The sequence below is a fragment of the Streptococcus sp. SCPM-O-B-15277 (M60) genome, assembly GCF_058200335.1.
On record NZ_JBYQGR010000005.1, the window covers coordinates 81,692 to 106,910 of the forward strand.

Sequence of the window (25,219 nt, forward strand, 5' to 3'; positions counted from 1 at the left end):
ATGAAAGGCAAACATGCAAGTCAAGCCCTTAAACGCTTAGCAAAAGATTTAGCAAGTCATCCCATCCTTCTTTTCCTGGCTTTCTTGGGGACCATTGCTCAAGTTGCCCTATCCATCTATCTGCCAATCTTGATTGGACAGGTGATTGACCAAGTCTTAGTGACGGGCTCATCTCAGGTATTTTGGCAGATCTTCCTCCAGATGATTTTGGTGGTTATCGGAAATACGCTAGTGCAATGGGCCAATCCGCTCCTTTATAATCGCCTCATTTTCTCATACACCAGAGATTTGAGAGAAAAAATCATTGAGAAACTCCATCGTTTGCCGATTGCCCTTGTAGATAGACAAGGTAGTGGGGAAATGGTCAGCCGTGTGACGACTGATATTGAACAGTTGGCAGCGGGTCTGAATATGATTTTCAACCAATTTTTCATCGGAGTATTGATGATCTTGGTCAGCATCCTTGCCATGCTCCAAATTCATCTCTTGATGACGCTATTGGTTCTGCTCTTAACACCCCTGTCTATGGTCATTTCACGCTTTATCGCTAAGAGGTCCTACCATCTCTTTCAGAAGCAGACGGAGACTAGGGGGATTCAAACCCAGCTGATTGAAGAGTCACTTAGTCAGCAAAACATTATCCAGTCTTTTAATGCTCAGGAAGAATTTATCGAGAGACTTCATGAGGCAAATGACAACTACGCAGGTTATTCTCAGTCGGCTATCTTTTATTCATCGACAGTCAATCCTTCCACCCGTTTTGTTAATGCCCTCATTTATGCCCTACTAGCTGGTGTTGGAGCCTTGCGCATCATGGCGGGTTCTACTTTGACGGTTGGGCGTTTAGTGACCTTTTTGAACTATGTGCAGCAGTACACCAAGCCTTTTAACGATATTTCATCAGTCTTAGCCGAGTTGCAAAGCGCCTTAGCTTGTGCAGAACGTGTTTATGCTGTTCTAAAAAGTCAAGAGGTTACAGAAACAGGTCTTAAAGAATTGAACAGCGACCAAGTCAAGGGAGCTATTTCCTTTAAACATGTTTCTTTTGGTTACAATCCTGAAAAGATCTTGATTAAAGACTTGTCTATTGATATCCCAGCGGGTAGTAAGGTTGCTATCGTTGGACCAACGGGTGCAGGGAAGTCTACCCTTATCAATCTCCTCATGCGTTTTTACCCGATTAATTCAGGAGATATTTTGCTAGATGGTCGTTCGATTTACGACTATACTAGAGCATCTCTTCGACAACAGTTTGGGATGGTGCTCCAAGAAACTTGGCTTAAGCAGGGAACCATTCATGACAATATTGCTTTTGGCAATCCTGATGCTAGCCGAGAGCAGGTCATTGTAGCAGCCAAGGCAGCAAATGCGGATTTCTTTATCCAACAATTGCCACAGGGCTATGATACCAAGCTTGAAAATGCAGGTGAATCTTTATCTGTCGGTCAGGCTCAGCTTTTAACCATTGCCCGTGTCTTTCTAGCCATTCCTAAGATTCTGATATTAGACGAGGCGACTTCATCCATCGATACTCGGACAGAGGTGCTGGTTCAGGACGCCTTTGCCAAACTCATGAAAGGGCGGACAAGCTTTATCATTGCCCACCGTTTATCGACCATTCAAGATGCTGATTTGATTCTTGTCTTGGTCGATGGAGATATTGTCGAATATGGCAATCATGAGGAACTCATGACGAGAAAAGGTAAATACTATCAAATGCAGCAAGTAGCAGCTTTTAGTCCAGAGTAAATCGTAAAACGTTTTTAATCCAATAAACAACAAGAAGAGTTGCCTTCGGGTGACTTTTTTGTTACAATAGCTAGAAAAATTATCCAGTATGAATACTTATATAGAAAAGGAGCCTAGGGATGAAAGTCTATCAGAATGTAAATATCGTGACTTGTGACCAAGATTTCCATGTCTATCTAGATGGGATTTTAGCGGTCAAAGGATCTCAAATCGTCTATGTCGGCCAAGAGAAACAAGAAATCTTAGATCAAGCTGAACAGCTGATAGACTATCAGGGAGCCTGGATCATGCCGGGCTTGGTCAACTGCCATACCCATTCTGCCATGACAGGCTTGAGAGGGATTCGTGATGATAGCAATCTCCACGAATGGCTAGAGGAATATATCTGGCCAGCAGAAGCTCAGTTTACACCAGAGATGACCACAAAGGCTGTCAAAGAAGCTCTGACAGAGATGCTCCAATCAGGGACAACGACCTTCAATGACATGTATAATCCCAATGGTGTGGAGATAGAGAAGATTTATGAGGCTGTTAAGGCATCCAAGATGCGATGCTATTTTTCTCCAACCCTCTTTTCTTCAGACATGGAGACGACAGATGAGACTGTTGCCAGAACACGATCTGTTATCGAGACAATCAAAGGCTATCAGGATCCCAATTTCAAGGCCATGGTGGCTCCTCATTCGCCCTACAGTTGTAGTCGAGAATTGCTGGAAGCTAGCTTAGAACTAGCAAAAGAAGAAGACATTCCCCTTCATATCCACGTTGCAGAAACCCAGGAAGAGTCAGGAATTATCCTGAAGCGTTATGGCAAACGTCCAATAGCCTTTCTAGATGAACTTGGCTATTTAGACCATCAGGCTGTCTTTGCCCATGGTGTGGAGTTGAATGAAGCAGAAATTACCCGCTTGGCAGATTCGCAAGTTGCCATCGCTCACAATCCTATCAGCAACCTCAAACTAGCTTCAGGGATAGCACCAGTTGTTCAACTTCAACAAGCTGGAGTGCCAGTCGGTATCGCAACGGACTCCGTTGCTTCTAATAATAACCTTGATATGTTTGAGGAAGGACGCACCGCAGCCCTTTTACAGAAAATGAAGAGCGGTGATGCCAGTCAATTTCCAATAGAGACTGCCCTCAAGGCACTGACTATTGAAGGAGCTAAGGTGTTGGGAATGGAAGATGAGATTGGTAGTCTAGAAGTCGGCAAGCAAGCAGATTTTCTCGTCATACAACCGCAAGGAAAAATCCATCTCCAACCTCAAGAAAACATGCTGTCTCACCTAGTTTACGCTGTCAAATCCAGTGATGTTGATCATGTCTATATTGCTGGTGAACAAGTCGTAAAAGACGGTCAAGTGTTGACTGTAGAATTGTAAAAACTAGTATAAATTTACGAAATCTCATAGGAAATTTCTTGTGAGATTTTTAAAATTTTGCTAGAAATCAGGCGAGTAGATGTCTTGCAGAAATATATGGATCATAAATTCGAAAAACACCGATTAGATAAATAAAAAAAATTATGGTATAATAAAACGATACAATTAAAGGAGTATGTATGGACATTTCAGAAATTCGTCAAAAAATTGACGCAAATCGTGAAAAATTAGCTTCTTTCAGGGGGTCTCTTTGACCTCGAAGGTTTAGAGGAAGAAATTGCCATTTTGGAAAACAAAATGACAGAACCTGATTTTTGGAACGATAATATTGCGGCCCAAAAAACGTCGCAAGAATTAAACGAACTAAAAAATACCTATAATACCTTCCACAAGATGGATGAGTTGCAGGATGAAGTTGAGATTTTACTGGACTTTTTGGCAGAGGATGAATCCGTTAAGGATGAGCTAGTTGAGAAACTCTCTGAGTTAGATCAGATGATGACCAGCTACGAAATGACCCTTCTCTTGTCAGAACCCTACGATCACAACAATGCCATCCTTGAAATCCATCCTGGTTCAGGGGGGACAGAGGCTCAAGACTGGGGCGATATGCTCCTTCGTATGTATACTCGCTATGGAAATGCCAAAGGCTTCAAGGTTGAGGTCTTAGACTACCAAGCAGGTGATGAGGCAGGAATCAAGTCAGTAACCTTGTCTTTTGAAGGACCAAATGCTTATGGTCTTCTCAAGTCAGAGATGGGAGTTCACCGTTTGGTTCGTATCTCACCATTTGACTCTGCTAAACGTCGCCACACCTCATTTACTTCTGTAGAAGTTATGCCAGAGTTGGATGATACTATCGAAGTTGACATCCGTGAGGATGATATCAAGATGGATACCTTCCGTTCAGGTGGAGCAGGTGGACAAAACGTCAACAAGGTTTCAACAGGTGTCCGCTTGACTCACATTCCGACAGGGATCGTCGTAGCATCAACCGTCGACCGTACTCAGTACGGAAACCGTGACCGTGCTATGAAGATGCTTCAGGCAAAACTCTACCAGATGGAGCAGGAAAAGAAAGCTGCTGAGGTAGACTCGCTCAAGGGTGAGAAAAAGGAAATTACATGGGGAAGCCAAATCCGCTCCTATGTATTTACGCCTTATACAATGGTAAAAGACCATCGTACCAACTTTGAAGTAGCGCAAGTAGATAAGGTTATGGATGGAGACCTAGATGGTTTCATCGATGCTTATCTGAAATGGCGTATCAGTTAAAAGAAAGGAAGTCACATGTCAATCATTGAAATGAGAGATGTTGTCAAAAAATATGACAACGGGACAACAGCCCTACGTGGCATCACTGTAAATATCGATGCAGGAGAATTTGCCTACATCGTAGGACCTTCAGGTGCTGGTAAATCAACCTTTATCCGTGCCTTGTATCGTGAGGTCAAAATCGACAAAGGAAGCTTGCAAGTTGCAGGTTATAACCTCGTTAAGATTAAAAAGAAAGATATTCCGTACTTGCGTAGAAATGTCGGAGTAGTCTTTCAGGATTACAAACTTTTGCCAAAGAAAACCGTTTATGAGAACATTGCTTACGCCATGGAGGTTGTTGGTGAAAGTCGTCGCAACATCAAAAAACGTGTTATGGAAGTCTTGGACCTTGTCGGTTTGAAGCACAAGGTTCGTTCATTCCCGAATGAACTTTCAGGTGGTGAGCAACAACGTATCGCCATCGCGCGTGCTATCGTAAACAATCCTAAGGTTTTGATTGCCGACGAACCAACAGGAAACTTGGACCCAGATAACTCATGGGAAATCATGAACCTCTTGGAACGTATCAATCTTCAAGGAACAACTGTTTTGATGGCGACCCACAACAGCCAAATCGTAAATACCTTGCGCCACCGCGTTATTGCCATCGAGAATGGTCGCGTGGTACGTGATGAAGCGAAAGGAGAGTACGGATACGATGATTAGTAGATTTTTCCGCCATCTGTTCGAAGCTTTAAAGAGTTTAAAGCGTAATGGATGGATGACCATTGCTGCCATCAGTTCAGTAATGATTACCTTGACCTTGGTTGCTATCTTTGCTTCAGTTATTTTTAACACTGCGAAATTAGCAACTGATATTGAAAACAACGTCCGCGTCATGGTTTATGTTCGTAAAGACGTTGAAGACAACAGTGAAACCATTGTAAAAGAAGGCCAAACAGTCACGAACAATGACTACCACAAGGTCTACGATGCCCTCAAAGCTTTGCCAGCTGTTAAAAATGTAACCTTCTCAAGTAAAGAAGAGCAGTACCAAAAGCTGACTGAAACTATGGGTGACGAGTGGAAGGTGTTTGAAGGAGACGCAAACCCTCTCCATGATGCCTACATCGTAGATACCAATTCACCAAGTGATGTAAAACCAGTAGCTGAAGCAGCTAAGAAAATCGAAGGTGTCTCTGAAGTTCAAGACGGTGGTGCCAATACCGAACGTCTCTTCAAGTTGGCTTCCTTCATCCGTGTTTGGGGATTGGTCATCGCAGGACTCTTGATTTTCATCGCAGTCTTCTTGATTTCAAATACCATCCGTATTACCATCATTTCACGTAGCCGTGAAATCCAAATCATGCGTTTGGTTGGTGCCAAGAACGGTTACATCCGTGGCCCATTCTTGCTAGAAGGTGCCTTTATCGGATTGTTGGGAGCAGCCCTCCCATCGGCTTTGGTTTACTTGATCTATAACCGAGTGTTCCAATCTGTCAACCCATCCTTGGTTGGTCAAAACCTATCTTTGATTACACCGAATACCTTTATTCCATTGATGATTGGACTCTTGTTCCTCATCGGAATCTGTATCGGTTCACTTGGTTCAGGAATCTCAATGCGTCGATTCTTGAAAATCTAAGTCACATAACTTGATAAAACACATAAAAAAGTGGGATGTCATCAAGACTTCACAGCTCTTGATGCCCCGCTTTTTCTTTTGGTCTTGGTGCTCAGTCGCTTGCCAATTTTGGCTAAAGAGTGTATGATAGGAAAGGACCTTTTTACTAATATGAAAAATGAACAATGAATGAGGAAAAGATGAAACAATTTTTGGAAAAAGTGAGCATACTCTCCCTATCGTTAGTATTGATCACATCGTTTTCAATTTCGAGCGCCCTGCCTGCTATGTTTGACTATTATCAGGGCTATTCGACTGGTCAGGTCGAACTCTTGGTCAGCCTCCCATCATTTGGGATTATGGCCATGCTTTTATTGAACGGAGTTTTAGAGCGTATTTTTCCTGAACGCCTCCAGTTGACCTTGGGACTTTTGATTTTATCCATCAGCGGAACAGCGCCTTTCTGGTATCAGGGTTATTACTTTGTCTTTGCGACACGCTTGCTATTTGGGCTTGGAGTAGGAATGCTCAATGCCAAGGCCATCTCGATCATCAGTGAACGCTATCACGGGAAAACTCGTATCCAAATGCTTGGTTTTCGTGGGTCTGCCGAAGTCGTAGGAGCATCCATCTTGACGCTGGCAGTCGGTCAGCTCTTGGCCTTTGGATGGACTGCAACCTTCCTAGCCTATGCTGCAGGCTTGGTAGTCTTGGTGCTCTTTCTTCTATTTGTCCCTTATGGAAACGCAGAAGTTCATGAGTCCAAGCATCAGACAGAAGAAGCAACGAAACTGACTCGTTCCATGCTCCAATTGATTTTCTTCCTTGCTATTGCAGCCGCAGTGATTGTATGTACCAATACGGCCATCACCTTCCGCATTCCTAGTCTTATGATTGAGGCAGGATTTGGAGATGCTCAGTTGTCCAGTTTGGTACTTAGTGCTATGCAGTTGATTGGGATTCTAGCTGGAATCAGCTTTTCTTTCCTGATTTCGACCTTCAAGGAAAGACTTCTATTGGTCGCTGGTGTCACTTTTGGTATCGGACAAATCATCATTGCTCTTTCCCCTTCACTCTGGGTGGTGGTTGCAGGTTCTATCCTGGGAGGATTTGCCTACAGCATCGCTCTGACGACAGTCTTTCAGTTGATATCTGAGCGAATTCCTGCAAAACTCCTCAACAAAGCAACTTCCTATGCTGTTTTGGGATGTTCTTTTGGAGCATCATTAACACCCTTCGTTCTTTCAGGGATTAGCTTGGTGACTACAGATGGTCGAATGACCTTTATCATTCTAGGAGCATGGATGATTGCTACATCCATACTTGTTTCATTTTTATTGAAAAAAGAAGCCTAACAAAGAAAAACTCAAGGATGAATCCTTGAGTTTTTTGTGTATTAGCCAAACATTTGCCAAAAGTAATCGATGATGTAGGTCAAGCCATAAGTGTAAACGACCAGGGTAAAGGGCTTGGTCAGGATGATAATGGTCATATACCGCTTGAAGCTCATCTTGGTCAAAGCAGCCAACATGCAGAGAAAATCAGCTGGACTAACTGGCCAAATCATCATAAAGATAAAGAAACGGTCAAAGCGATTGCCCTCATCTAACCAACCGATATACTTGTCATAGGTGCGTTTGCTGACCATGGACTGAACAAAGGGTGCACCGTAGAGACGAACCAAGTAAAAGATAATGGCACAACCAATGACAATACCGATATAATTGTAAATGGTCCCGATGACATGCCCATAGATAAAGACACCTGCAACAGAGGTTAAAGCACCTGGAATGATAGGAACAACTGTCTGCAAAATCTGTAAAAAAATAAAGAGTGGTGGCCCCCAGACACCCGCCTGTTGGATAAAGGCAGATAGGGTTTCCTTAGAATGCAAGATACCAGCCTGATAGGCCCAGATACAGAATATTACAGTAGCAACTCCACCGACGATGGAGGAAATATGAATGGCTTGCTGTAGAAGGGGAGAAACAGCTTTCATTTCTTTCTCGTGTGACATGTAAACTCCTCTTGTGTAGTATGATTCTACTATACCATATTTTAGGGAGAAAGACTACAAGGTTTTTCTGAGGGTAGTAGGATCAGCAAGGCGTTTTCTGCTAGGAATATGATATAATGATAGCAAGAATATTGTCCCTGAAGGAGAGATATAGATGCAGGTAAAACCAGAACTGGAAATAGAAAAACAACTGATAAACCAGCTGGTAACTGGTGAAAGCCAATGGACTTATAGAGAAGACCTAAAAACAGAAGAACAACTATGGGACAATTTCTTTGAGAAACTAGCCCAAAACAACGTTGCTCTGCTAGCAGACCATCCCTTGACTGAGCAGGAAAAACGCCAAATTCAGAACCAACTCAACTTTGTCAGCTACTATGATGCTGCCAAGTGGTTGGTCGGAGAAAATGGCATTGCCAAAGTCGAGGTTCAAAGAGAAGATGCGAGCCTAGGCACCATCCGTTTGTCAGTCATTTGGCGTGACAATATCGCAGCAGGAAAGTCTAGCTACGAAGTTGTTAATCAAGTCCAACGAGAAAAAGTAAATCCACTGGACCAAGACCGTAGACTGGATGTTACTCTTCTCATTAACGGCTTACCCATGATTCAAATCGAGCTTAAGAGTTCCCAAGCAGCATTTATCGATGCTTTTCATCAGATAAAAAAATATGACCGTGAAGGGAAATTCCGTGGCATCTACTCTAGCTTGCAGATGTTTGTTGTCACGAACAAAGTAGATACTCGCTATATCGCTGCAGCTCGTGAAAATAAACTTAACAAGCAATTTCTAACCAAGTGGGTGGATAAGGACAATCATCCTGTGACAAATTTGACTAGCTTTGCTCACGAAGTCCTTTCTATCCCTCGTGCCCACCAGATGGTCATGCAATACTCGGTCATTGATGATAGCAAAAAATCTCTCATCCTCTTGCGCCCCTACCAGATCCATGCTATCGAAGCGGTGCAGGAAGCCTCTCGCCAGCAAGCATCAGGTTATGTTTGGCATACAACAGGTTCAGGGAAGACCCTGACTTCTTATAAGGTGGCGAGGAACCTCCTTCAAATTCCTTCTATCCAAAAGACGATTTTTGTAGTTGACCGCAGGGACTTGGACCAACAGACCACATCATCCTTCCTCTCTTATGCGACCAATGATGTCATTGATATCGATGAGACGGACAATACACATGATTTGGTCAAGCGACTAGGTAGTAATGATAAGCGTGTCGTGGTGACAACTATCCAGAAAATCACTACCATGATGCGCAAGTTTGACCAAGGCCTTTACCAACGAGATGCGGACAAAATCAAGGGACTCCGAGTGGCCTTTGTCGTGGATGAATGCCACCGTGCCGTGACACCACAAACACAAAAAGACATTAAAGCCTTTTTCCCTCAGTCTCTCTGGTATGGTTTTACAGGCACCCCCATCTTTAAGGAAAATAAACGCCAGCAAGTCGGCGACCTAGCTCAAACCACCCAGCAACAGTATGGAGACCGTCTCCATGAGTATACAGTCAAGGAAGCCATCCATGACGGAGCTGTCTTAGGCTTTAAGGTGGATTATCGCAATACCCTCATCACAGATCAGGCTGAAAACGACATACCTGATACGGTCTACGAAAATGAGGAACACATGCTGGAAGTCTTGGATGCTATTATCAATAAATCCCGCCAACAGCTAGGCTTCCAAAAAGGAGTGGGCAATACCTACAATGCCATCCTGACGGTCAAGTCTATCCCTCAAGCCCAAGCCTACTATGACCTTCTCAAAAGAGTCAAGGCTGGTCAGACACGGGTCAAGGTATCTGAGAGGGTCAAGATGGTCCTTCCAGACTTTCCAAAGGCGACCATCACCTACTCTGTCACTGAAAATGAAGAAGACTCAAGAGCCAACCAAGATCACATGAAACAGGTCTTAGAGGACTATAACCAAGAGTTTGATACTCACTTTACTATGGCGGATCTCCGTGGCTTTAATACCGATGTCAATAACCGCCTTGCCCGTAAGCAAGACAAGTATCTCTATCGCAATGAGCAGTTGGACTTGGTTATCGTGGTCAATCGTCTCCTAACAGGATTTGATGCACCTTGTCTATCGACCCTCTTTATCGATCGCAAACCCATGCAACCGCAGGACTTGATACAGGCCTTTAGTCGTACCAACCGGATCTTTGATTCTAGTAAGAGTTATGGTCATATCATTACTTTCCAAAAACCTATAGCCTTTAAGGAAGCAGTGGATAATGCCCTCAAACTCTACTCAAATGGTGGTGAAAATGATGTCCTAGCACCTAGCTGGGAAGAAGAAAAGAGAAACTTTTTGAGAAGTTGTAGTGACTTCCAAAATCTCATCACAGATGATCCCGAAGAAGGACTCCAAATCGAACAAATCTCTACACCTGAATTGAGAAAACTAGCCAAGGCTTATCAATCCTTTGATAAATACTTGGCTTCTATCCGAGTTTATAAAGAGTATGACGAGGAAGAAATCTATGCAGAGACAGGACTAACCGCAGAAGAATTGGAAAACTATCTAGGCTTCTATCAGAATATCCTAGCAGAGTTGAAAAGCCGAATCGAAGATGATAACGACGATGATGGACCTTTTGATATCCACTATGAACTAGAGTCTATCCAAGTAGATGAAATCAACTATGCCTATATCCTGACCTTGATCCAAAGCTTGATTGAGCAAGAGCAGAGTCCGGAAAAGAGTCTCAGTGTACAGGACAGAGAAGCAGTGGATACCTATATCCAAAGTCTGGAGAAGACCAATCCAAACCTTGCACAGATCATCTCAGAACTTTGGCAAGAAGTACAGGCAAATCCTGACCGCTACAAAGGTCAATCCATCGCCAATATCCTTGACCAGATGATTGAGGCAGTCATCCAGCAACATATCCAAGACTTTAGTAAGACCTGGTATGTGGGTGAAGATGAACTCCGCTACTATATCAATCACTACCGCAAGGGAGCGAAAAAACAACTAGGAGAAAGCCAACTGACTAAGAGTCAGCGCTACAAGGACTATAAAGTTGAGGTGACAGATGCCCTCAACCCACTCCTCTATAAAAAACAAATCAAAGAAGCCTATACTCAACTAATCGAAGAGGTGATTGAGCCGTTGAGAGTTGGGAGGTAAGGGAAACAATATACTGAATTTTGTTGTTTAAAAATTTTATATGTAAACTAAGATAAATTCAGTTAAAAACTGAAATGAGGATAATTTATGGTTACTACTATTGTAGATTTGGAACAAATTAAATTTGAAGATTCTGATACTCCACTTTTTGAAGGTGAAGAATTAGAACTGTCTCCAAAAAATTTTATTTTTGCAAGAAACGGATCAGGCAAATCAACATTAAGTAAAGCAATTTATAATCAAAAACAAACAGAATTCGACGTATATGTTTTTAATGGTTTTGACTCTTTGATAGGAGAAAATGAGAATCTAGATGCTTTTTCATTAGCAGTTAATGCAAGTGAAAAAGAGTCAGAAATAAAAGAGTTAGAAGATAGAATTACAAAATCAGAGCAAGAGTTATCTTTAGTTAAAAAAATGCTTGATGCAAAAAGTAGTGAGGATGAAGAACCGACTTTGTATGATGAGTGTTCAGAGAAAGTAAGATTGTTTAATGAACAAGATAGGAAAATACAAAGTTTTTATAAGAATTCCGCCCGAACTATTTCACTAAAAACGGGCCATATTATTGTGGAAAATCCGAAATCTTATAATAAAAATATTTTTGAATCAGAAATTACAAATGCTTGTCGTTTAGGGGAAACAGATATAAATCTTTATAAGAAGATATTGCAGAGCGTTCCTAAAGAAATTACTCCCATTAGCGAGAATGAAATTAATTTTGAAAAATATTTGAATGCTGTCAATGAAATTATTTCGAGTAAAGTTGTTGAACGAGTATTCATTGGTAGATTAGACAACCAAAGAAAAATTAATTTCGCTAAAGAAGGATTAGAAATCCATAAAGAAGAAAATATATGCTCGTTTTGTGGGAATGAACTTTCTGATGAAGTGTTGATGGAGTTGGAGAGATATTTTTCAGCAGATGAGGTGAAGAAACTTCAAAATCGAATTAAAGTTGGTAAAGAAAAAATTGCTAACTTGCTTAATGAGATTAAGGAAAATGTCAAGATTAGTACAGATGATTTTTTTCCGGATCTTAAAGATGAGGTTGAAAAAGAGAGTGAGAAAGTGAATGAGTCTCTTACAGCACAGAAATCCTATTTAGAAATATTACTTAAAACATTGGAACAGAAAGAAAGTAATCTCTTTGTGGAGAGTGAAGAGTTAGAGTTACCTATACCAAATAATGTGAATTATGGTGAGCTAAACAGACTAATTGAAGTAAACAATCAAAATGTTTTAGATATTAAAAACAAACAGAAAGAGGCAAGAGATGCAATTCGATATCATGAAATAAAATTGTTACTTGAGAATTTCCAATATGATGTTGAACTAGAAAGACTAACTGTTCTTAAGAGAGAAAAAGAGGAAAAAGAATTAGTTTATAGTCACAAAAAAAATGAAAAGGAAGAATTGGAACAAAATTTAGCTGAATATCGAATTCAGGTTGACAAATTAAAACCAAAAGCAGAAAAACAAGCTATTGAGAGAATAAATAAAAAACTTCGGTTAAAAGTTTCTTGGGAATTAGATCATGTAGACAATCAAAACCTTGGTTATTACAGAATAAAAGAAGGAAATCAATATAGAAGTGTAAAACAATTATCAACGGGTGAAAAAAATGTCATTGCATTTTTATATTTTATTGAGCGTTTGGAGGAAGTTAAAGAAGGACAAAAGAAGAATAAAATAATAGTATTTGACGATCCAATGAGTTCGAATGATGATAAAATGCAATACTTGATTATTTGGGAACTACAAAAACTTTATCAGAATAAAGATAGAGATAAATTCGATTCAAACCGAGATATCATGGTAATTCTAACTCATAATGTTCATTTTTATTTGAATGTTCAACCACATGGTTATTTTAAAGATGAAAAAAATAGAACTAAATATGATAAGAATAATTTTTACCGAATTGATCATCATGCATTTATTAAAATTTCAACTGAAAAGGAGGATTTTAAAACAAGTTATGAGGCTCTTTGGGTAGAACTGAAGGATTTGTATGAATGTGGTCATGAACTCTCAATGTTGAATACGATGAGAAGGATAATAGAAACTTTTATGAAGTTTAATGCATTGAAACAGGATATTTTTTATCAAGACAATGAGCAGTATTTGAAATTGTTTAATGTCAATTCTCATGGAATAGATGATCCATCTGCAGTTCAATATACAGAATCTATTGATGAAATGAGAGATCTTTTTTATCAGATTTTTAAGGATAATCATTATGAAGAACATTTTAAATACTATTGGAAATTTGATACTGGCTGTTAAATAAAGTGTGGGAGTATGGATGAAATTAAAAAAAAATGATAATGTGCCTGAAATTAGGTTCGATTCTTTTAAAGAAGAATGGGATAAAAAGAGATTTAAAGATTTTACAAAATTGTCTCAAGGTCTACAAATGGCAATTTCAAGTAGATTTTTAGAAGATGGAGAACATAGATATTTTTATATTACAAATGAATTTTTAAATCCAAATTCTACAAAGAAATATTATATCGAATCTCCATCTGAGAATGTTATTTGCACTGTAGATGATATTTTAATGACCAGAACTGGAAATACAGGAAAAGTGATTACAAATATTTCTGGTGCATTTCATAACAATTTTTTTAAGGTTGATTATGATAAATATGAAACCTCTAAAATGTTTTTATATTATCTTTTAACATCAAATGATATTCAAAAAGAAATCATAATTAGAGCAGGAAACTCAACTATTCCTGATTTAAATCATAGCGATTTTTACTCTATAAAAACCTCTGTTCCTGCTCTAGCTGAACAATCCGCTATCGGATCCCTTTTTCGTACCCTTGACGACCTTTTGGCGAGTTACAAGGACAATCTCGCCAACTACCAATCTCTCAAGGTGACCATGCTCTCTAAGATGTTTCCCAAAGCTGGACAGAGAGTTCCTGAGATTCGTTTAGATGGATTTGAAGGTGAGTGGGAAGTGCTACAATTATCTGATATTTGTCAAAAAGTAACAGAAAAAAACAAAGATAATAATTTTAATGAAACTTTCACAAATTCAGCGGAATTCGGAATTATTAGTCAAAGAGATTTTTTTGAAAAAGATATATCTAATGAAAAAAGTTTGAATACATATTATGTTGTAAGAAACAATGATTTCGTTTATAATCCAAGGATTTCAAACTATGCTCCAGTGGGACCAGTTAAACGAAATAAACTAGGAAGAACTGGTGTTATGTCACCTTTGTATTTTGTTTTTAGAATTACAAACTCAAATATTGATTTAAATTTCTTAGAAACCTTTTTCAATACTAATACTTGGCACAAATTTATGAAATTAAATGGCGATTCAGGTGCTCGGGCTGATAGATTTGCTATAAAGGATTCTACTTTTCTCACAATGCCTATTGCGTTTCCATCCCTCCCTGAACAACAAGCCATTGGCGCCTATTTCTCAAACCTCGATAACCTCATCAACTCTCACCAAGAAAAAATTTCTCAGCTAGAAACTTTGAAAAAGAAACTCTTGCAGGATATGTTTATTTAAATGAAAGGGACTAAATATGCCAGACACAACTTTTAAACGTGAAAAGAAAACAGATAGACCAGTTATAGCACTTTGCTATGATTTTGATAAAACTCTATCTCCAGATGATATGCAAGCTCAAGGATATATTCAAACAGTACAACCAGAAGGAAGTGATGTAATTGGTGATTTCTGGAAGGAGTCAAATAATCGTGCCGCAGCAAACAATATGGATAAAAACCTTGCTTATATGTATACAATGAAGAAAAAAGCACGTGGGCAAATTGTTTTTACAAAAGAAAAACTTGCGGACTATGGCTCTAAAGTAGCATTATTCGAGGGAGTTAAGGATTGGTTTAAGCGCATTAGAGATTATGGAGCAGAAAGAGATATTATTATCGAGCATTATATTATTTCTTCTGGTTTGAAAGAGATGATAGAAGGAACATCAATTGCGAATGAGTTTAAAGAACTATACGCAACATCTTTCTATTTTGATGAAGACGGGGTGGCTGTTTGGCCTGCTCAAGTAGTTAATTATACTAACAAGACACAGTTCCTTTTCCGTATCTCAAAGGGAGTACTCGATGTAAATGATGATGCTGTTAATGATTCTTTTGCACCAGATGAAATCAGAGTTCCTTTTCGGAATATGGTTTATCTAGGGGACAGCGATACGGATATTCCTTGTATGAAATTGGTAAATTCTCAAGGCGGATATTCTATAGGTGTTTTTAATCCAGATGAAAAGGATAAAGTGAAGGCGAAAAATAAAGTCTATAAAATGATGAGGGATAATCGTATTTCTTATTTTGCCCCTGCAGATTATTCGGAAGGTAGCGAGCTTGATGAACTAGTGAAATTGATCATTGATAAAACTGTGTACAACGAAAAATTGTACAAGAAAAAGTATATTAATCAGAAGGAAGCTATCGAACAAGAAAAACCAAGAGAAGAACAGGAGAAGATAGATTTAATCAACTCTTTAGAAAGTAGTGCTAGTTTCAAAAGTACTCATGCTATTATCGAGAAATTATCAAAATATACTAGTTGGAAACCAGAAGAAATAGAAGATCTCTTAGAAATTGCAGTGGAAAATACACAGGTATTACATATTTTGAATGACCAAGATATTAAAGAGTTTTACCAGTATCTAATTGAAAAACTTAGTAGTAATACTAAAGACTCAATTAGAAATAAAGTGGAAAAAATTCAAGAAAAGATTGAATCATAAATTGTAGACGAGAAGATTTAGGTGAGATATGGCGGAGAAAAATTTTATAGAACTAGATAAAATTGATACCTCAACTGCGGCGCAAAATTTTGCAAATTTATTAAACGAGAATAAGACGTATTTTTTGAATGGTACTTGGGGATCAGGTAAGTCTAATTTTCTAAAACAAGTTGACAATTTAAAACCTGTAAACAATAAAAAAAAAGTTAAACTAGTAACCATTGATTTTTGGAGATTAAATGACAGTCGTTCAACATTAGAGACAGTTTTTGCTAATTTACATCCATTTGTTTATTGGAGCTTAAGATTAATTATAATTCTATGCATTGCATTATCAATCCTAATGACTAATGTAGTTGATTTGGGTCTAAGTGTTTTTGTACCTACTTGGGTTATATTGGGTGCAGGAGTGGTTGCTTTAATAGTCGCAATCCATCAGTTTTTGAAAATAAAGTCAGACGGAATTTATAGTCGGTTATTGACGATAAATTGCCCTTCATTTAAGAACAAAGTCTTAGTTGTTGATGACTTTGATAGGATGACTCTGGCTCAACAGGAAGCAAGTTATAAAGTTTTTAGTTTATTAAATGGCAAACTTCCGATTATATTTGTTGGAGATATAGAACTTTTACATAAAAATGATAATAATTACCTTTCAAAAATTATAGACAGAAGATTTGATATTCCTTATGTTTTACATCCTATGAAAATATGGGGAGATTATTTTGAACAATTAGAGGAGAGATTTAAAATAAAGCTTTCTGATGAATTCAAGAGGGTCTTCATAAGGGACGTTAAAAATTTAAGAGACAGAGAACGTTTCAATGATTATGTTAATTTGGAATTAATCGGTCGTGATAAAAAGGAATATGTCCAAATTGAGCAACAGCTGGTTGTTCTTTATCTCTATCTTTACTATCAAGAAGCATATAAGTCTCTAAAGAATGGTAGGGAAGGAATTGAAATAAATTCAGATAAGATGTGGCTAATCCAAGAACTGCAAACCATTTTATTTGAACGAAATGATTTGTATCCTGTTTGTTATCACTCAAACTGTGAAGCGTATTTCATTAATGAAATACCATCTAATAGAAAAATTGATGAATTAATTTTGATTTTTAATAACAGGAAACAACTATCTACGGAAATCTTAAATAATCAGCAAGATTTCTTTGATTATATAAAAAATTTTGAGAATTTGACTGAGAATCAGCAAGAATTATTATTCCAACAAACATTAGAATTTTCTAAACTTGGAAAGAATAATATGCTGATGGATAGCATTATTCAAAAGAAAGTAAAAAAAGAGATTCCTGACTACAATCCGTCTTTTATTAGTACAAAAATGATTAAAGATGTGGCAGACTTTTTAAGATATAAATTAAGTGAAGAGGATTTATCTGAAATTTTTTATTTTATTATTAAGCACAAAATTTTTCAATATTATGACTTTAGAAATTCACAGATAGGAGAAGAATTGTATTCTAAAATTGAGCGTTTTAATAGAAAAGCACAAATATTATTGATTTATATCTATAGTCATAATATACAAGAGCGTTTTTCTGAATGGGACAATGAACTATTGCAGAAAATAGAAAACCTTGATACGGAAGATTTTCTCGATTTTTTGCTACAGATTGGATGTATTGTTAATAGTCAAGATTATGGTGATGAATTTCTTACAGCAAATAAAACATATACTACAAATTTTAATAATTTAGCTGGTGACACCTATAAAACAAGATCAGTTGAGATTTTTAAAAGTTTTTATAATAGGTTGATGAAACTTAATAACGAGGGATATGTAATAAAAGACCCAGAGTAAAATCTTAAAAGGAAGCTACTATAGTATTTGTTAGTCAGAATCTTAAAGATATTAAGAAGTTTTTGGTGGTCATTTGTCTGGTCGACTTGACTCATTTTATGACTGGAACAGATTTTAGGAGCACTTATAGGATTTCTTCCACAATCTAGAATTTAAGATTATTTAATCTGTGTAAAAGTATTGTTTATGAACTTACAGTATCTTCTATTCAGTTAGTCTTGATTCAAACGGTAGAAAGAGAAGTGATTGGTTATTCCTAAGCAATCACTTTTTGAAGAATATTTGCAAAACTTAGAAAGAAACATTATGGAAACAACACAAACTTCCCAGTCGCTCTATCAGGCCCTGTGGAACTCAGCGGATGTTCTCCGCTCTAAGATGGATGCCAACGACTACAAGTCCTATCTTTTGGGCATGGTCTTTTACAAGTATCTATCGGACAAGATGCTCTTTTTCGTGGCTGAGACTATGGAAGAGGGGACAGATAGTCTTGAGGATGCTCTTGAGGTCTATCGCAATTACTACGAGGATGCAGATACTCATGAGGATTTGGTCTCTGTCATGAACGATGAGCTCAACTATATCATCAAACCAGACTTGACCTTTACGGCTCTAGTAGCTCGTGTCAATGAGGGGACTTTTCAGCTGGAAGATCTAGCTCAAGGTTTTCGTGATATCGAGCAGAGTGACGACCTCTATGAAAATCTCTTTGAAGATATCGACCTCTACTCTAAAAAGCTAGGGGCTACTCCGCAAAAGCAAAACCAAACGGTAGCAGCAGTCATGAAAGAGTTGGCTGTGCTAGACGTGGCTGGTCATGCGGGCGATATGCTGGGGGATGCCTATGAGTATCTGATCGGTCAGTTTGCGACTGACTCGGGTAAGAAAGCTGGTGAGTTTTATACACCTCAGCCTGTTGCCAAACTCATGACTCAGATTGCCTTTTTAGGTCGTGAAGACCAGGAAGGTTTTACCATCTATGATGCGACTATGGGGTCGGGCTCTCTCTTGCTAAATGCCAAGAAATATTCTCATAAACCGCAGACAGTCGTCTACTTTGGTCAGGAGCTCAATACTTCGACCTATAACCTAGCTCGGATGAACATGATCCTACACGGCGTTCCTGTTGAGAATCAATTCCTACACAATGCCGATACCTTGGATGAAGACTGGCCAACTCAAGAGCCGACCAACTTTGACGGTGTTCTCATGAACCCGCCATACTCTGCCAAGTGGTCAGCAAGTTCAGGCTTTATGGCTGACCCTCGTTTTTCTCCTTTTGGGAAACTGGCACCCCAGTCCAAGGCTGACTTTGCTTTTCTCCTACATGGATATTACCACCTCAAGCAGGATAATGGAGTAATGGCTATCGTTCTTCCCCACGGTGTTCTTTTCCGTGGGAATGCGGAAGGAACCATTCGCAAGGCCTTGTTAGAAGAAGGAGCTATTGATACGGTTATCGGTCTACCAGCCAATATCTTCTTTAATACTAGCATTCCAACTACGGTTATCATTCTCAAGAAGAACCGTACCAACCGTGATGTCTACTTTATCGATGCCTCTAAGGAGTTTGATAAGGGGAAAAATCAGAATATCATGACGGATGCCCATATCGAGAAGATTCTGGAAGCCTATAAGTCACGTGAGGAGATTGATAAGTTTGCTCATCTAGCAAGCTATGAAGAAATCGTCGAAAATGACTACAACCTCAATATCCCTCGCTATGTAGACACCTTTGAGGAAGAAGAAGTAGAGCCACTGACAGACATCGTCAGCAAGATTAATGAGACCAATAAAGCAATCGAAAGCCAAACAGCTTCCCTGCTTGAAATGCTCGGTCAACTCCACGGAACCACACCAGAAGCCGATGCTGAGCTCAAAGAGTTTTTGAAAAACTTTAAAGGGTGATGGGGAATAGTTAGATACGTAAATCCTTTTTAAATCCCAGCCAAATTAACTTTTGGCTGGCTTTTATTTTTTATTCATGTTATAATTAAATTACCTAAAAGGTAATCTAAAATAAACAGAAAGGGACTTATGAAGCTTATCTATACAAACAAAACTGTTAAAAAGCAGTGCACAGAGCTGAGACAGGCGAAAAAGGATTTTTCGGATAAGGTTGCTGTAAAGTTGCATCTCTTGATCAACTTTTTGGAAGCAGCAGATTCTTTGGCCAGTGTGACAGCTTTTCCTAAATATCACTTTCACCAACTTAAGGGAAAGAGACAGGGACAGTTTGCTTTAGATATAGATGGTCGAAAGAGTTCCTATCGTTTGATTGTGGGTTTTCGTGAAGAGGACCTAGAAAAGGTATTTTCCAGTCCTATTGAAATTGAAATCCTAAAAATAGAGGAGGTCAGCAATCACTATGAGTAATAAAATTGTTGAATACAAAGACCTGATTGCTTTTCATCCAGGTCAGTATGTTGAAGAGTTGATTGAAGATTATAACGTAACGCAGAAAGAATTTGCGGAGCGTTTGGGAGTTTCAGCAAAGACTGTCAGCAAGCTCGTCAATGCGGAGGAGTCTATTAGTAAAGAAACGGCACATAAGTTAGCCAAGCTAAGTGGAGTTTCCATGCAAACTTGGCTCAATCTTCAAAACGCTTACGATGTAAAAGTTGCAGAAATTGTAGAACAAAAAGAACTAGAAGAAGGTAGCGAGAAAGAAATCTGCGAGATGATTGATTTCAAGTATTTTAAGGAAAAAGGCTACGTTCCAGACAAACGCTATAGCTTGAAGGAAAAGATTATCGAACTTCGCAAAATTCTAGGCGTGGCAAGTTTAGAAAATCTTACATCTTTTAACCATCTAGTGAGTTATCGGAATACGCGTGAATTTACAACTAAAAGTATAGTCAACTCCAATATCATGCTGGAGTTGGCATCTAAAAAAGCACGTGATACAACAACTACTAAGCTCAATCGCAAAAAGTTAGAGAAAAGCTTGCCTGCCTTGAGAGAGTTGACCAGACAGGATCCAGAAGCCTTTCCTCAACGCTTGTATGATATCTTGTTAGACTGTGGTGTTGTCCTAGTCGGTCTGCCTGCTTTGCCAAATGCTAATCTGAATGGAGCGACTAAAAAATTCAGTAATGGCAGTGCCTTGCTTTTACTCACGGATCGAAATAAAGTATCAGATATTTTCTGGTTCTCACTCTTTCATGAGATAGGACATATTCTGGAGAATGATTTTTCATCTGATGAAGGAAACAGCGAAACCTATCTTCGTTCTGAGGAACAGGCAGATCAGTTTGCAAAAGATTTCTTGATTAGACCAGAAGACTATCAAGCTTTTGTTGAAAAAGGAAACTTTGATAAGAAGGATATCATACGTTTTGCTGAGGAGATAGATATTCATCCTAGCGTCGTTTTAGGCAGATTACAAAATGAGGGTATTCTCGGTTTTGATCGTTTCCGAGAACTAAAAGAAAATTATTACTTTGTTTCTTGAATCTATGGAAATTTATAGAAGATAAAAAAGCTTCATACGGCTAGTACTTAGAACTTCTTTATTCACTCATTTTTATAGATATAACTTTGTTTCCGTATTTCCTGGGAACTAGTAGAAGTTAAGGAGAAATATGGAAAATAACAACCAACGTGCCCTTTGTCAGCAACTCTGGGCGGAAAATAAATACCTTGTTTTGAGCCATTCCAGCAATATTTACAAGGACATTCGTCAGTATCTCAAGCAAGAAGTGGTGGAGCTGAGTCAGGTTCAAGAGATGATTGACCGTGCCTGCCAGATTCCAGAGCACAGGGGTCAGGTTTGCAACTCCTTCCAGCATATTTGGGGCTATTTTAAAAAGCAAGCCAGCCTTGATGAACGCAAAGACTATATGCTTTTGCTGGACCGCTATCGCTTTGGTCAAGCTTCCAAGGAAGACTTGATTGCTAGGACTAGAGATTTGCTTGAACGATACCCAAATGCTTATCTGCAACATTCTACCTTGCTGAAAGGAGACTCCCATGAGACTTTGGCATGAGGATTTGATTTCACGACTTCCCCGTCCTCAGCTCTTGGGGCAGCATCGAGAGTGCTGTGCCCTTCGTGGCAATGGATGGGGCAGAAAACATGCGACGGTTGACTATGTCTTTACCCACTCGCCCTATCGTCTCTATACCTATCATTGCTTCATCATGGAGGAGATGGCTAGCCGTGGCTACAAGGTCAGTCCGGAGTGGCTGGATAAGAACTACCGTGGCAAGACCTGCCCTCCTTATCAAGACTTAGCAGAGGAAAAGCTGAAAAGTCCAATCTATAGTGAGCATGACTATGCCTACTATGAGGAGTGTCTGGACAATCTCCGTGAGAAAGGCATAGAGCTGGAGTAATAGTTAGGAAGTTCTCCAATATATAATTCTTTTCGTAATTTTTTCGAATCATAAAAATGAGACCTTTAGAATTTTCTAAGGTCTTCTTTTTATAAGTATTTGAATTTACTTTTAATAACTTTTAAGTTATAATTTAAAAAAGCCAAGCGTGAACTGAAGGACTTAAAGGAAAGAGGGTTAAGTGATGAAGAATAGTGCTATTGGGAGCAATTGGAAGAATATCCGGTCAGAACTTTTTACCAAGGAGGAAATCCTTGAAAGTGATATGCGGGTGGCTATCATGAGTGAATTGATCGAAGCCAGACATGAGCAAGGAATAAGTCAGAAAAAGCTAGAAGAACTTAGTGGAGTGAGCCAGCCTGTCATTGCTAGAATGGAAACAGGAAAGACTAGTCCTCAGTTGGATACGGTCTTAAAAGTTTTAGCCAGTTTAGGAAAGACACTAGCAGTCGTTCCACTTGAACAGGAAAAGACTTGATAGGGATGGAATGACTTGACTTGGTTTGCTAAAATCATTTACTGGATAATTTTACCTCCCGTCTGCACTTTTCAGGGAAATATCAGAATGACTAAAGGAAAATCAACCTATAGTCTTTTCTAATACCAAGCCATAGGTAGCTTTCAATTTACTGTCATTTTATAAAGAATATAGCAACCTTGAAAGGTTACTAATCTATATTTATCAAAGGATTTGGGGAATCTTCTCCAAATCTTTTTTTGTCTTTTAAATCGAGATATAGTTTCAAACTATATCAAAGCCTAATTTTTTACAATTATACAGACGCTTTCTTTTCTGTTAAGATAGTTTCAACAACAATTTTTGGAGGACAAAACATGTCAACTACAATTATCGGTTTCCCTCGTTTGGGTGAATTCCGCGAATTAAAATTTACAACTGAAAAATACTTTAGAAAAGAAATCTCAGAAGAAGAACTCTTGGCTGCTGCGAAAGAATTGCGTGCAAAACACTGGAACATCGTCAAAGAAAAAGGCATCACTGAAATTCCATCAAATGACTTTTCACACTATGACAACTTCCTTGATGCTGCTTTCCTTTTCAACGTAGTTCCTGCATCTGTTCAAAACTTGGAATTGTCTGATCTTGAACGTTACTTTGCTTTGGGACGTGGTTACCAAGGAGAAAAAGGGGATGTTCGTGCCCTTCCGATGAAGAAATGGTTCAATACGAACTACCACTATATCGTTCCTAAATTTGAAAAAGACACTCAAGTAAAATTAGCTGGTCACAAGATTTTCGATGAGTTCCAAGAAGCTAAAGAACTTGGTCTCAACACTCGTCCTGTCCTTGTAGGTCCATTCACATTCCTTCAATTGTCAGACTTTGAAGAAGGTGTGAAAGCAGAAGACTTCGTAGATAGCTTAGTGGCTGCTTACCAAGATGTTTTTGCGAAATTGGCTGAACTTGGTGCAACTCGTATCCAACTCGACGAAGCAGCTCTTGTAAAAGACTTGACAGAAGAAGAAAAAGCACTCTTCTTGAACATCTACAACAAGCTTTTGGCTGACAAAAAAGGTCTTGAAGTCTTGCTTCAAACTTACTTTGGAGACGTTCGTGACGTTTACGCTGACCTTGTGAAATTGCCAGTAGATGCGATTGGTCTTGACTTCGTTGAAGGTAAGAAAACTCTTGAACTCGTTAAAGGTGGATTCCCAGCTGATAAGACTCTTTATGCAGGTATTGTCAATGGTAAGAACATCTGGCGCAACAACTACGAAAAGAGCTTGGCTGTTCTTGAGCAAATCCCAGCTGAAAACATCGTTTTGACAAGCTCATGTTCACTTCTTCATGTGCCATTTACAACAGCTAACGAAGAATTTGAACCAGCTATCTTGAACCACTTTGCTTTCGCAGTTGAAAAATTGGATGAAATCCGTGACTTGGATGCTATCCGCAATGGTCAAGGTGCAGAAGCTCTTGCAGCAAACAAAGAACTCTTTGCGACTGAACGTGTTGGTGAAAATGCGGAACTTCGTGCCCGTATCGCAGGATTGACAGATGCAGACTACACTCGTTTGCCAGCCTTTGCAGAACGTGAAGCTATTCAAGAAGATGCCTTCAAACTTCCAGCTCTTCCAACAACAACTATCGGTTCATTCCCTCAAACGAAGGAAGTTCGTGCTAAACGTTTGGCCTTCCGTAAGGGTGAATTGTCACACGAAGAATACGATGCCTTCATTGCTGAAACCATCGACGAATGGATCAAATGGCAAGAAGAAGTTGGATTTGACGTGCTTGTACACGGTGAATTCGAACGTAATGACATGGTTGAGTACTTCGGTCAAAACTTGTCAGGTTACCTCTTCTCTAAGAATGGTTGGGTACAATCATACGGTATGCGTGGGGTTAAACCACCAATCATCTGGGGTGATGTGACTCGTCTCAACCCAATCACTGTGAAATGGTCTAGCTACGCACAAAGACGTACTGACAAACCTGTTAAAGGTATGTTGACTGGACCTGTTACCATCCTTAACTGGTCATTCCCACGTGAAGACATCTCTATCAAGGATTCTACTCTTCAAATCGCTCTTGCAATCAAGGATGAAGTTCTTGACCTTGAAGCTGCAGGCGTGAAAATCATCCAAATCGACGAGGCTGCTCTTCGTGAGAAATTGCCACTCCGTCGTAGCGACTGGTACGAAGACTACCTTGACTGGGCTATTCCAGCCTTCCGCTTGGTACACTCAACAGTAGCACCAGATACACAAATCCACACTCACATGTGTTACTCAGAATTTACAGATATCATCCCAGCTATCGACAACATGGATGCGGATGTTATCTCATTTGAAGCTAGCCGTTCAAATCTTGAAATCTTGGACGAACTCAAAGCTCAAAACTTCCAGACAGAAGTGGGTCCTGGAGTTTACGATATCCACTCTCCTCGTGTGCCTAACGAAGGCGAAATCGACCACACCATCGAAGCCATCCTTGCTAAAGTACCAAGCAAGAAAGTATGGATCAACCCTGACTGTGGTTTGAAAACACGTGGTATCCCAGAAACGAAAGAAAGCTTGATCCGCCTAGTAGACGCTGCAAAAGCTGCGCGTGAGAAATTGTAAGAAAAGACAGTTCTCTCTACACGGTTGATCAGTAAGAAATCAACTAGAAA

19 protein-coding genes are annotated in these 25,219 nt (G+C 39.2%); 18 read left to right on the top strand and 1 reads right to left on the bottom strand.

Features of this window, described 5'->3' with window-relative positions; all coding sequences use genetic code 11:
• The 6 genes from AC3E9F_RS07440 to AC3E9F_RS07465 all read left to right on the top strand — a co-directional run bounded on the left by AC3E9F_RS07440 (position 1) and on the right by AC3E9F_RS07465 (position 7,364).
• On the top strand, positions 1-1,749 hold the full coding sequence (locus tag AC3E9F_RS07440; RefSeq protein ID WP_490672968.1) for an ABC transporter ATP-binding protein: 1,749 nt from the start codon (positions 1-3) through the stop codon (positions 1,747-1,749).
• Positions 1,750-1,868: 119 nt separating this feature from the next.
• Positions 1,869-3,128, top strand: coding sequence for a TRZ/ATZ family protein (locus tag AC3E9F_RS07445; protein ID WP_490672969.1), 1,260 nt, complete (start codon positions 1,869-1,871; stop codon positions 3,126-3,128).
• Between the two features lie 179 nt (positions 3,129-3,307).
• Positions 3,308-4,403, top strand: a protein-coding gene (prfB, locus tag AC3E9F_RS07450) for a peptide chain release factor 2 (protein ID WP_115253954.1) whose coding sequence is annotated in 2 segments (ribosomal slippage) — positions 3,308-3,379 and positions 3,381-4,403 — 1,095 coding nt in all. Because the reading frame shifts where the segments join, the coding sequence is not laid out codon by codon here.
• A gap of 15 nt (positions 4,404-4,418) precedes the next feature.
• Positions 4,419-5,111 (top strand): cell division ATP-binding protein FtsE, encoded by a 693-nt coding sequence (gene ftsE / locus AC3E9F_RS07455; protein WP_214261599.1) that lies wholly within the window; start codon positions 4,419-4,421, stop codon positions 5,109-5,111.
• Positions 5,104-6,030, top strand: a complete 927-nt coding sequence (ftsX, locus tag AC3E9F_RS07460) for a permease-like cell division protein FtsX (RefSeq protein WP_214261600.1) — start codon at positions 5,104-5,106, stop codon at positions 6,028-6,030. Before ftsE ends, ftsX begins: the two co-directional genes overlap by 8 nt.
• 179 nt (positions 6,031-6,209) lie before the next feature.
• Entirely contained in the window at positions 6,210-7,364 is a 1,155-nt protein-coding gene (locus AC3E9F_RS07465) for an MFS transporter (protein ID WP_490672970.1), read from the top strand.
• Between the two features lie 41 nt (positions 7,365-7,405).
• Here AC3E9F_RS07465 and AC3E9F_RS07470 read toward each other — a convergent pair whose 3' ends face one another.
• Positions 7,406-8,026 carry a TVP38/TMEM64 family protein gene (locus AC3E9F_RS07470; RefSeq protein ID WP_049494282.1) on the bottom strand — a complete coding sequence of 207 codons (621 nt, stop codon included), beginning with the start codon at positions 8,024-8,026 and terminating at the stop codon, positions 7,406-7,408.
• Between the two features lie 154 nt (positions 8,027-8,180).
• Between AC3E9F_RS07470 and AC3E9F_RS07475 the strand changes: the two genes are divergently transcribed.
• The 12 genes from AC3E9F_RS07475 to metE all read left to right on the top strand — a co-directional run bounded on the left by AC3E9F_RS07475 (position 8,181) and on the right by metE (position 25,169).
• Positions 8,181-11,171 carry a type I restriction endonuclease subunit R gene (locus AC3E9F_RS07475; protein ID WP_490672971.1) on the top strand — a complete coding sequence of 997 codons (2,991 nt, stop codon included), beginning with the start codon at positions 8,181-8,183 and terminating at the stop codon, positions 11,169-11,171.
• Positions 11,172-11,258: 87 nt separating this feature from the next.
• Positions 11,259-13,460, top strand: coding sequence for an AAA family ATPase (locus AC3E9F_RS07480; protein WP_263394498.1), 2,202 nt, complete (start codon positions 11,259-11,261; stop codon positions 13,458-13,460).
• Positions 13,461-13,479: 19 nt separating this feature from the next.
• Positions 13,480-14,709 (top strand): restriction endonuclease subunit S, encoded by a 1,230-nt coding sequence (locus AC3E9F_RS07485; protein WP_263394500.1) that lies wholly within the window; start codon positions 13,480-13,482, stop codon positions 14,707-14,709.
• 16 nt (positions 14,710-14,725) lie between these two features.
• Positions 14,726-15,922 carry an HAD family hydrolase gene (locus AC3E9F_RS07490; protein WP_263394501.1) on the top strand — a complete coding sequence of 399 codons (1,197 nt, stop codon included), beginning with the start codon at positions 14,726-14,728 and terminating at the stop codon, positions 15,920-15,922.
• A 28-nt stretch (positions 15,923-15,950) separates the two neighbouring features.
• The gene (locus AC3E9F_RS07495; RefSeq protein ID WP_263394502.1) at positions 15,951-17,747 is read left to right on the top strand and encodes a KAP family NTPase; all 1,797 of its coding nucleotides are present in this window, start codon (positions 15,951-15,953) and stop codon (positions 17,745-17,747) included.
• Positions 17,748-18,053: 306 nt separating this feature from the next.
• Complete coding sequence (locus AC3E9F_RS07500; protein ID WP_263394503.1) at positions 18,054-19,655, top strand: type I restriction-modification system subunit M; 1,602 nt, start codon at positions 18,054-18,056, stop codon at positions 19,653-19,655.
• A 129-nt stretch (positions 19,656-19,784) separates the two neighbouring features.
• Positions 19,785-20,123 (top strand): type II toxin-antitoxin system RelE/ParE family toxin, encoded by a 339-nt coding sequence (locus AC3E9F_RS07505; RefSeq protein WP_263394504.1) that lies wholly within the window; start codon positions 19,785-19,787, stop codon positions 20,121-20,123.
• A complete protein-coding gene (locus tag AC3E9F_RS07510) occupies positions 20,116-21,201 on the top strand; it encodes a HigA family addiction module antitoxin (RefSeq protein ID WP_263394505.1) in 1,086 nt (361 codons plus the stop codon). Before AC3E9F_RS07505 ends, AC3E9F_RS07510 begins: the two co-directional genes overlap by 8 nt.
• Positions 21,202-21,331: 130 nt before the next feature.
• Positions 21,332-21,736, top strand: a complete 405-nt coding sequence (locus AC3E9F_RS07515; RefSeq protein WP_263394506.1) for a YbgA family protein — start codon at positions 21,332-21,334, stop codon at positions 21,734-21,736.
• Positions 21,720-22,085 carry a TIGR02328 family protein gene (locus AC3E9F_RS07520; protein ID WP_263394507.1) on the top strand — a complete coding sequence of 122 codons (366 nt, stop codon included), beginning with the start codon at positions 21,720-21,722 and terminating at the stop codon, positions 22,083-22,085. The genes AC3E9F_RS07515 and AC3E9F_RS07520 overlap by 17 nt, the downstream gene beginning before the upstream one ends.
• Before the next feature lie 184 nt (positions 22,086-22,269).
• Complete coding sequence (locus AC3E9F_RS07525) at positions 22,270-22,563, top strand: helix-turn-helix domain-containing protein (protein WP_263394508.1); 294 nt, start codon at positions 22,270-22,272, stop codon at positions 22,561-22,563.
• A gap of 356 nt (positions 22,564-22,919) precedes the next feature.
• Positions 22,920-25,169 (top strand): 5-methyltetrahydropteroyltriglutamate--homocysteine S-methyltransferase, encoded by a 2,250-nt coding sequence (metE, locus tag AC3E9F_RS07530; protein WP_490672972.1) that lies wholly within the window; start codon positions 22,920-22,922, stop codon positions 25,167-25,169.
• The last annotated feature ends 50 nt before the right edge of the window (positions 25,170-25,219 follow it).

What these genes read in the sequence shown, in the direction of transcription:
- AC3E9F_RS07445 (WP_490672969.1), top strand. Translation starts at nt 1,869, where the DNA reads ATGAAAGTCTATCAGAATGTAAATATCGTGACTTGTGACCAAGATTTC.
- metE (WP_490672972.1), top strand. Translation starts at nt 22,920, where the DNA reads ATGTCAACTACAATTATCGGTTTCCCTCGTTTGGGTGAATTCCGCGAA.
- AC3E9F_RS07480 (WP_263394498.1), top strand. Translation starts at nt 11,259, where the DNA reads ATGGTTACTACTATTGTAGATTTGGAACAAATTAAATTTGAAGATTCT.
- ftsE (WP_214261599.1), top strand. Translation starts at nt 4,419, where the DNA reads ATGTCAATCATTGAAATGAGAGATGTTGTCAAAAAATATGACAACGGG.
- AC3E9F_RS07510 (WP_263394505.1), top strand. Translation starts at nt 20,116, where the DNA reads ATGAGTAATAAAATTGTTGAATACAAAGACCTGATTGCTTTTCATCCA.
- ftsX (WP_214261600.1), top strand. Translation starts at nt 5,104, where the DNA reads ATGATTAGTAGATTTTTCCGCCATCTGTTCGAAGCTTTAAAGAGTTTA.
- AC3E9F_RS07525 (WP_263394508.1), top strand. Translation starts at nt 22,270, where the DNA reads ATGAAGAATAGTGCTATTGGGAGCAATTGGAAGAATATCCGGTCAGAA.
- AC3E9F_RS07465 (WP_490672970.1), top strand. Translation starts at nt 6,210, where the DNA reads ATGAAACAATTTTTGGAAAAAGTGAGCATACTCTCCCTATCGTTAGTA.
- AC3E9F_RS07515 (WP_263394506.1), top strand. Translation starts at nt 21,332, where the DNA reads ATGGAAAATAACAACCAACGTGCCCTTTGTCAGCAACTCTGGGCGGAA.
- AC3E9F_RS07490 (WP_263394501.1), top strand. Translation starts at nt 14,726, where the DNA reads ATGCCAGACACAACTTTTAAACGTGAAAAGAAAACAGATAGACCAGTT.
- AC3E9F_RS07470 (WP_049494282.1), bottom strand. Translation starts at nt 8,026, where the DNA reads ATGTCACACGAGAAAGAAATGAAAGCTGTTTCTCCCCTTCTACAGCAA.
- AC3E9F_RS07440 (WP_490672968.1), top strand. Translation starts at nt 1, where the DNA reads ATGAAAGGCAAACATGCAAGTCAAGCCCTTAAACGCTTAGCAAAAGAT.
- AC3E9F_RS07520 (WP_263394507.1), top strand. Translation starts at nt 21,720, where the DNA reads ATGAGACTTTGGCATGAGGATTTGATTTCACGACTTCCCCGTCCTCAG.
- AC3E9F_RS07485 (WP_263394500.1), top strand. Translation starts at nt 13,480, where the DNA reads ATGAAATTAAAAAAAAATGATAATGTGCCTGAAATTAGGTTCGATTCT.
- AC3E9F_RS07505 (WP_263394504.1), top strand. Translation starts at nt 19,785, where the DNA reads ATGAAGCTTATCTATACAAACAAAACTGTTAAAAAGCAGTGCACAGAG.
- AC3E9F_RS07500 (WP_263394503.1), top strand. Translation starts at nt 18,054, where the DNA reads ATGGAAACAACACAAACTTCCCAGTCGCTCTATCAGGCCCTGTGGAAC.
- AC3E9F_RS07475 (WP_490672971.1), top strand. Translation starts at nt 8,181, where the DNA reads ATGCAGGTAAAACCAGAACTGGAAATAGAAAAACAACTGATAAACCAG.
- AC3E9F_RS07495 (WP_263394502.1), top strand. Translation starts at nt 15,951, where the DNA reads ATGGCGGAGAAAAATTTTATAGAACTAGATAAAATTGATACCTCAACT.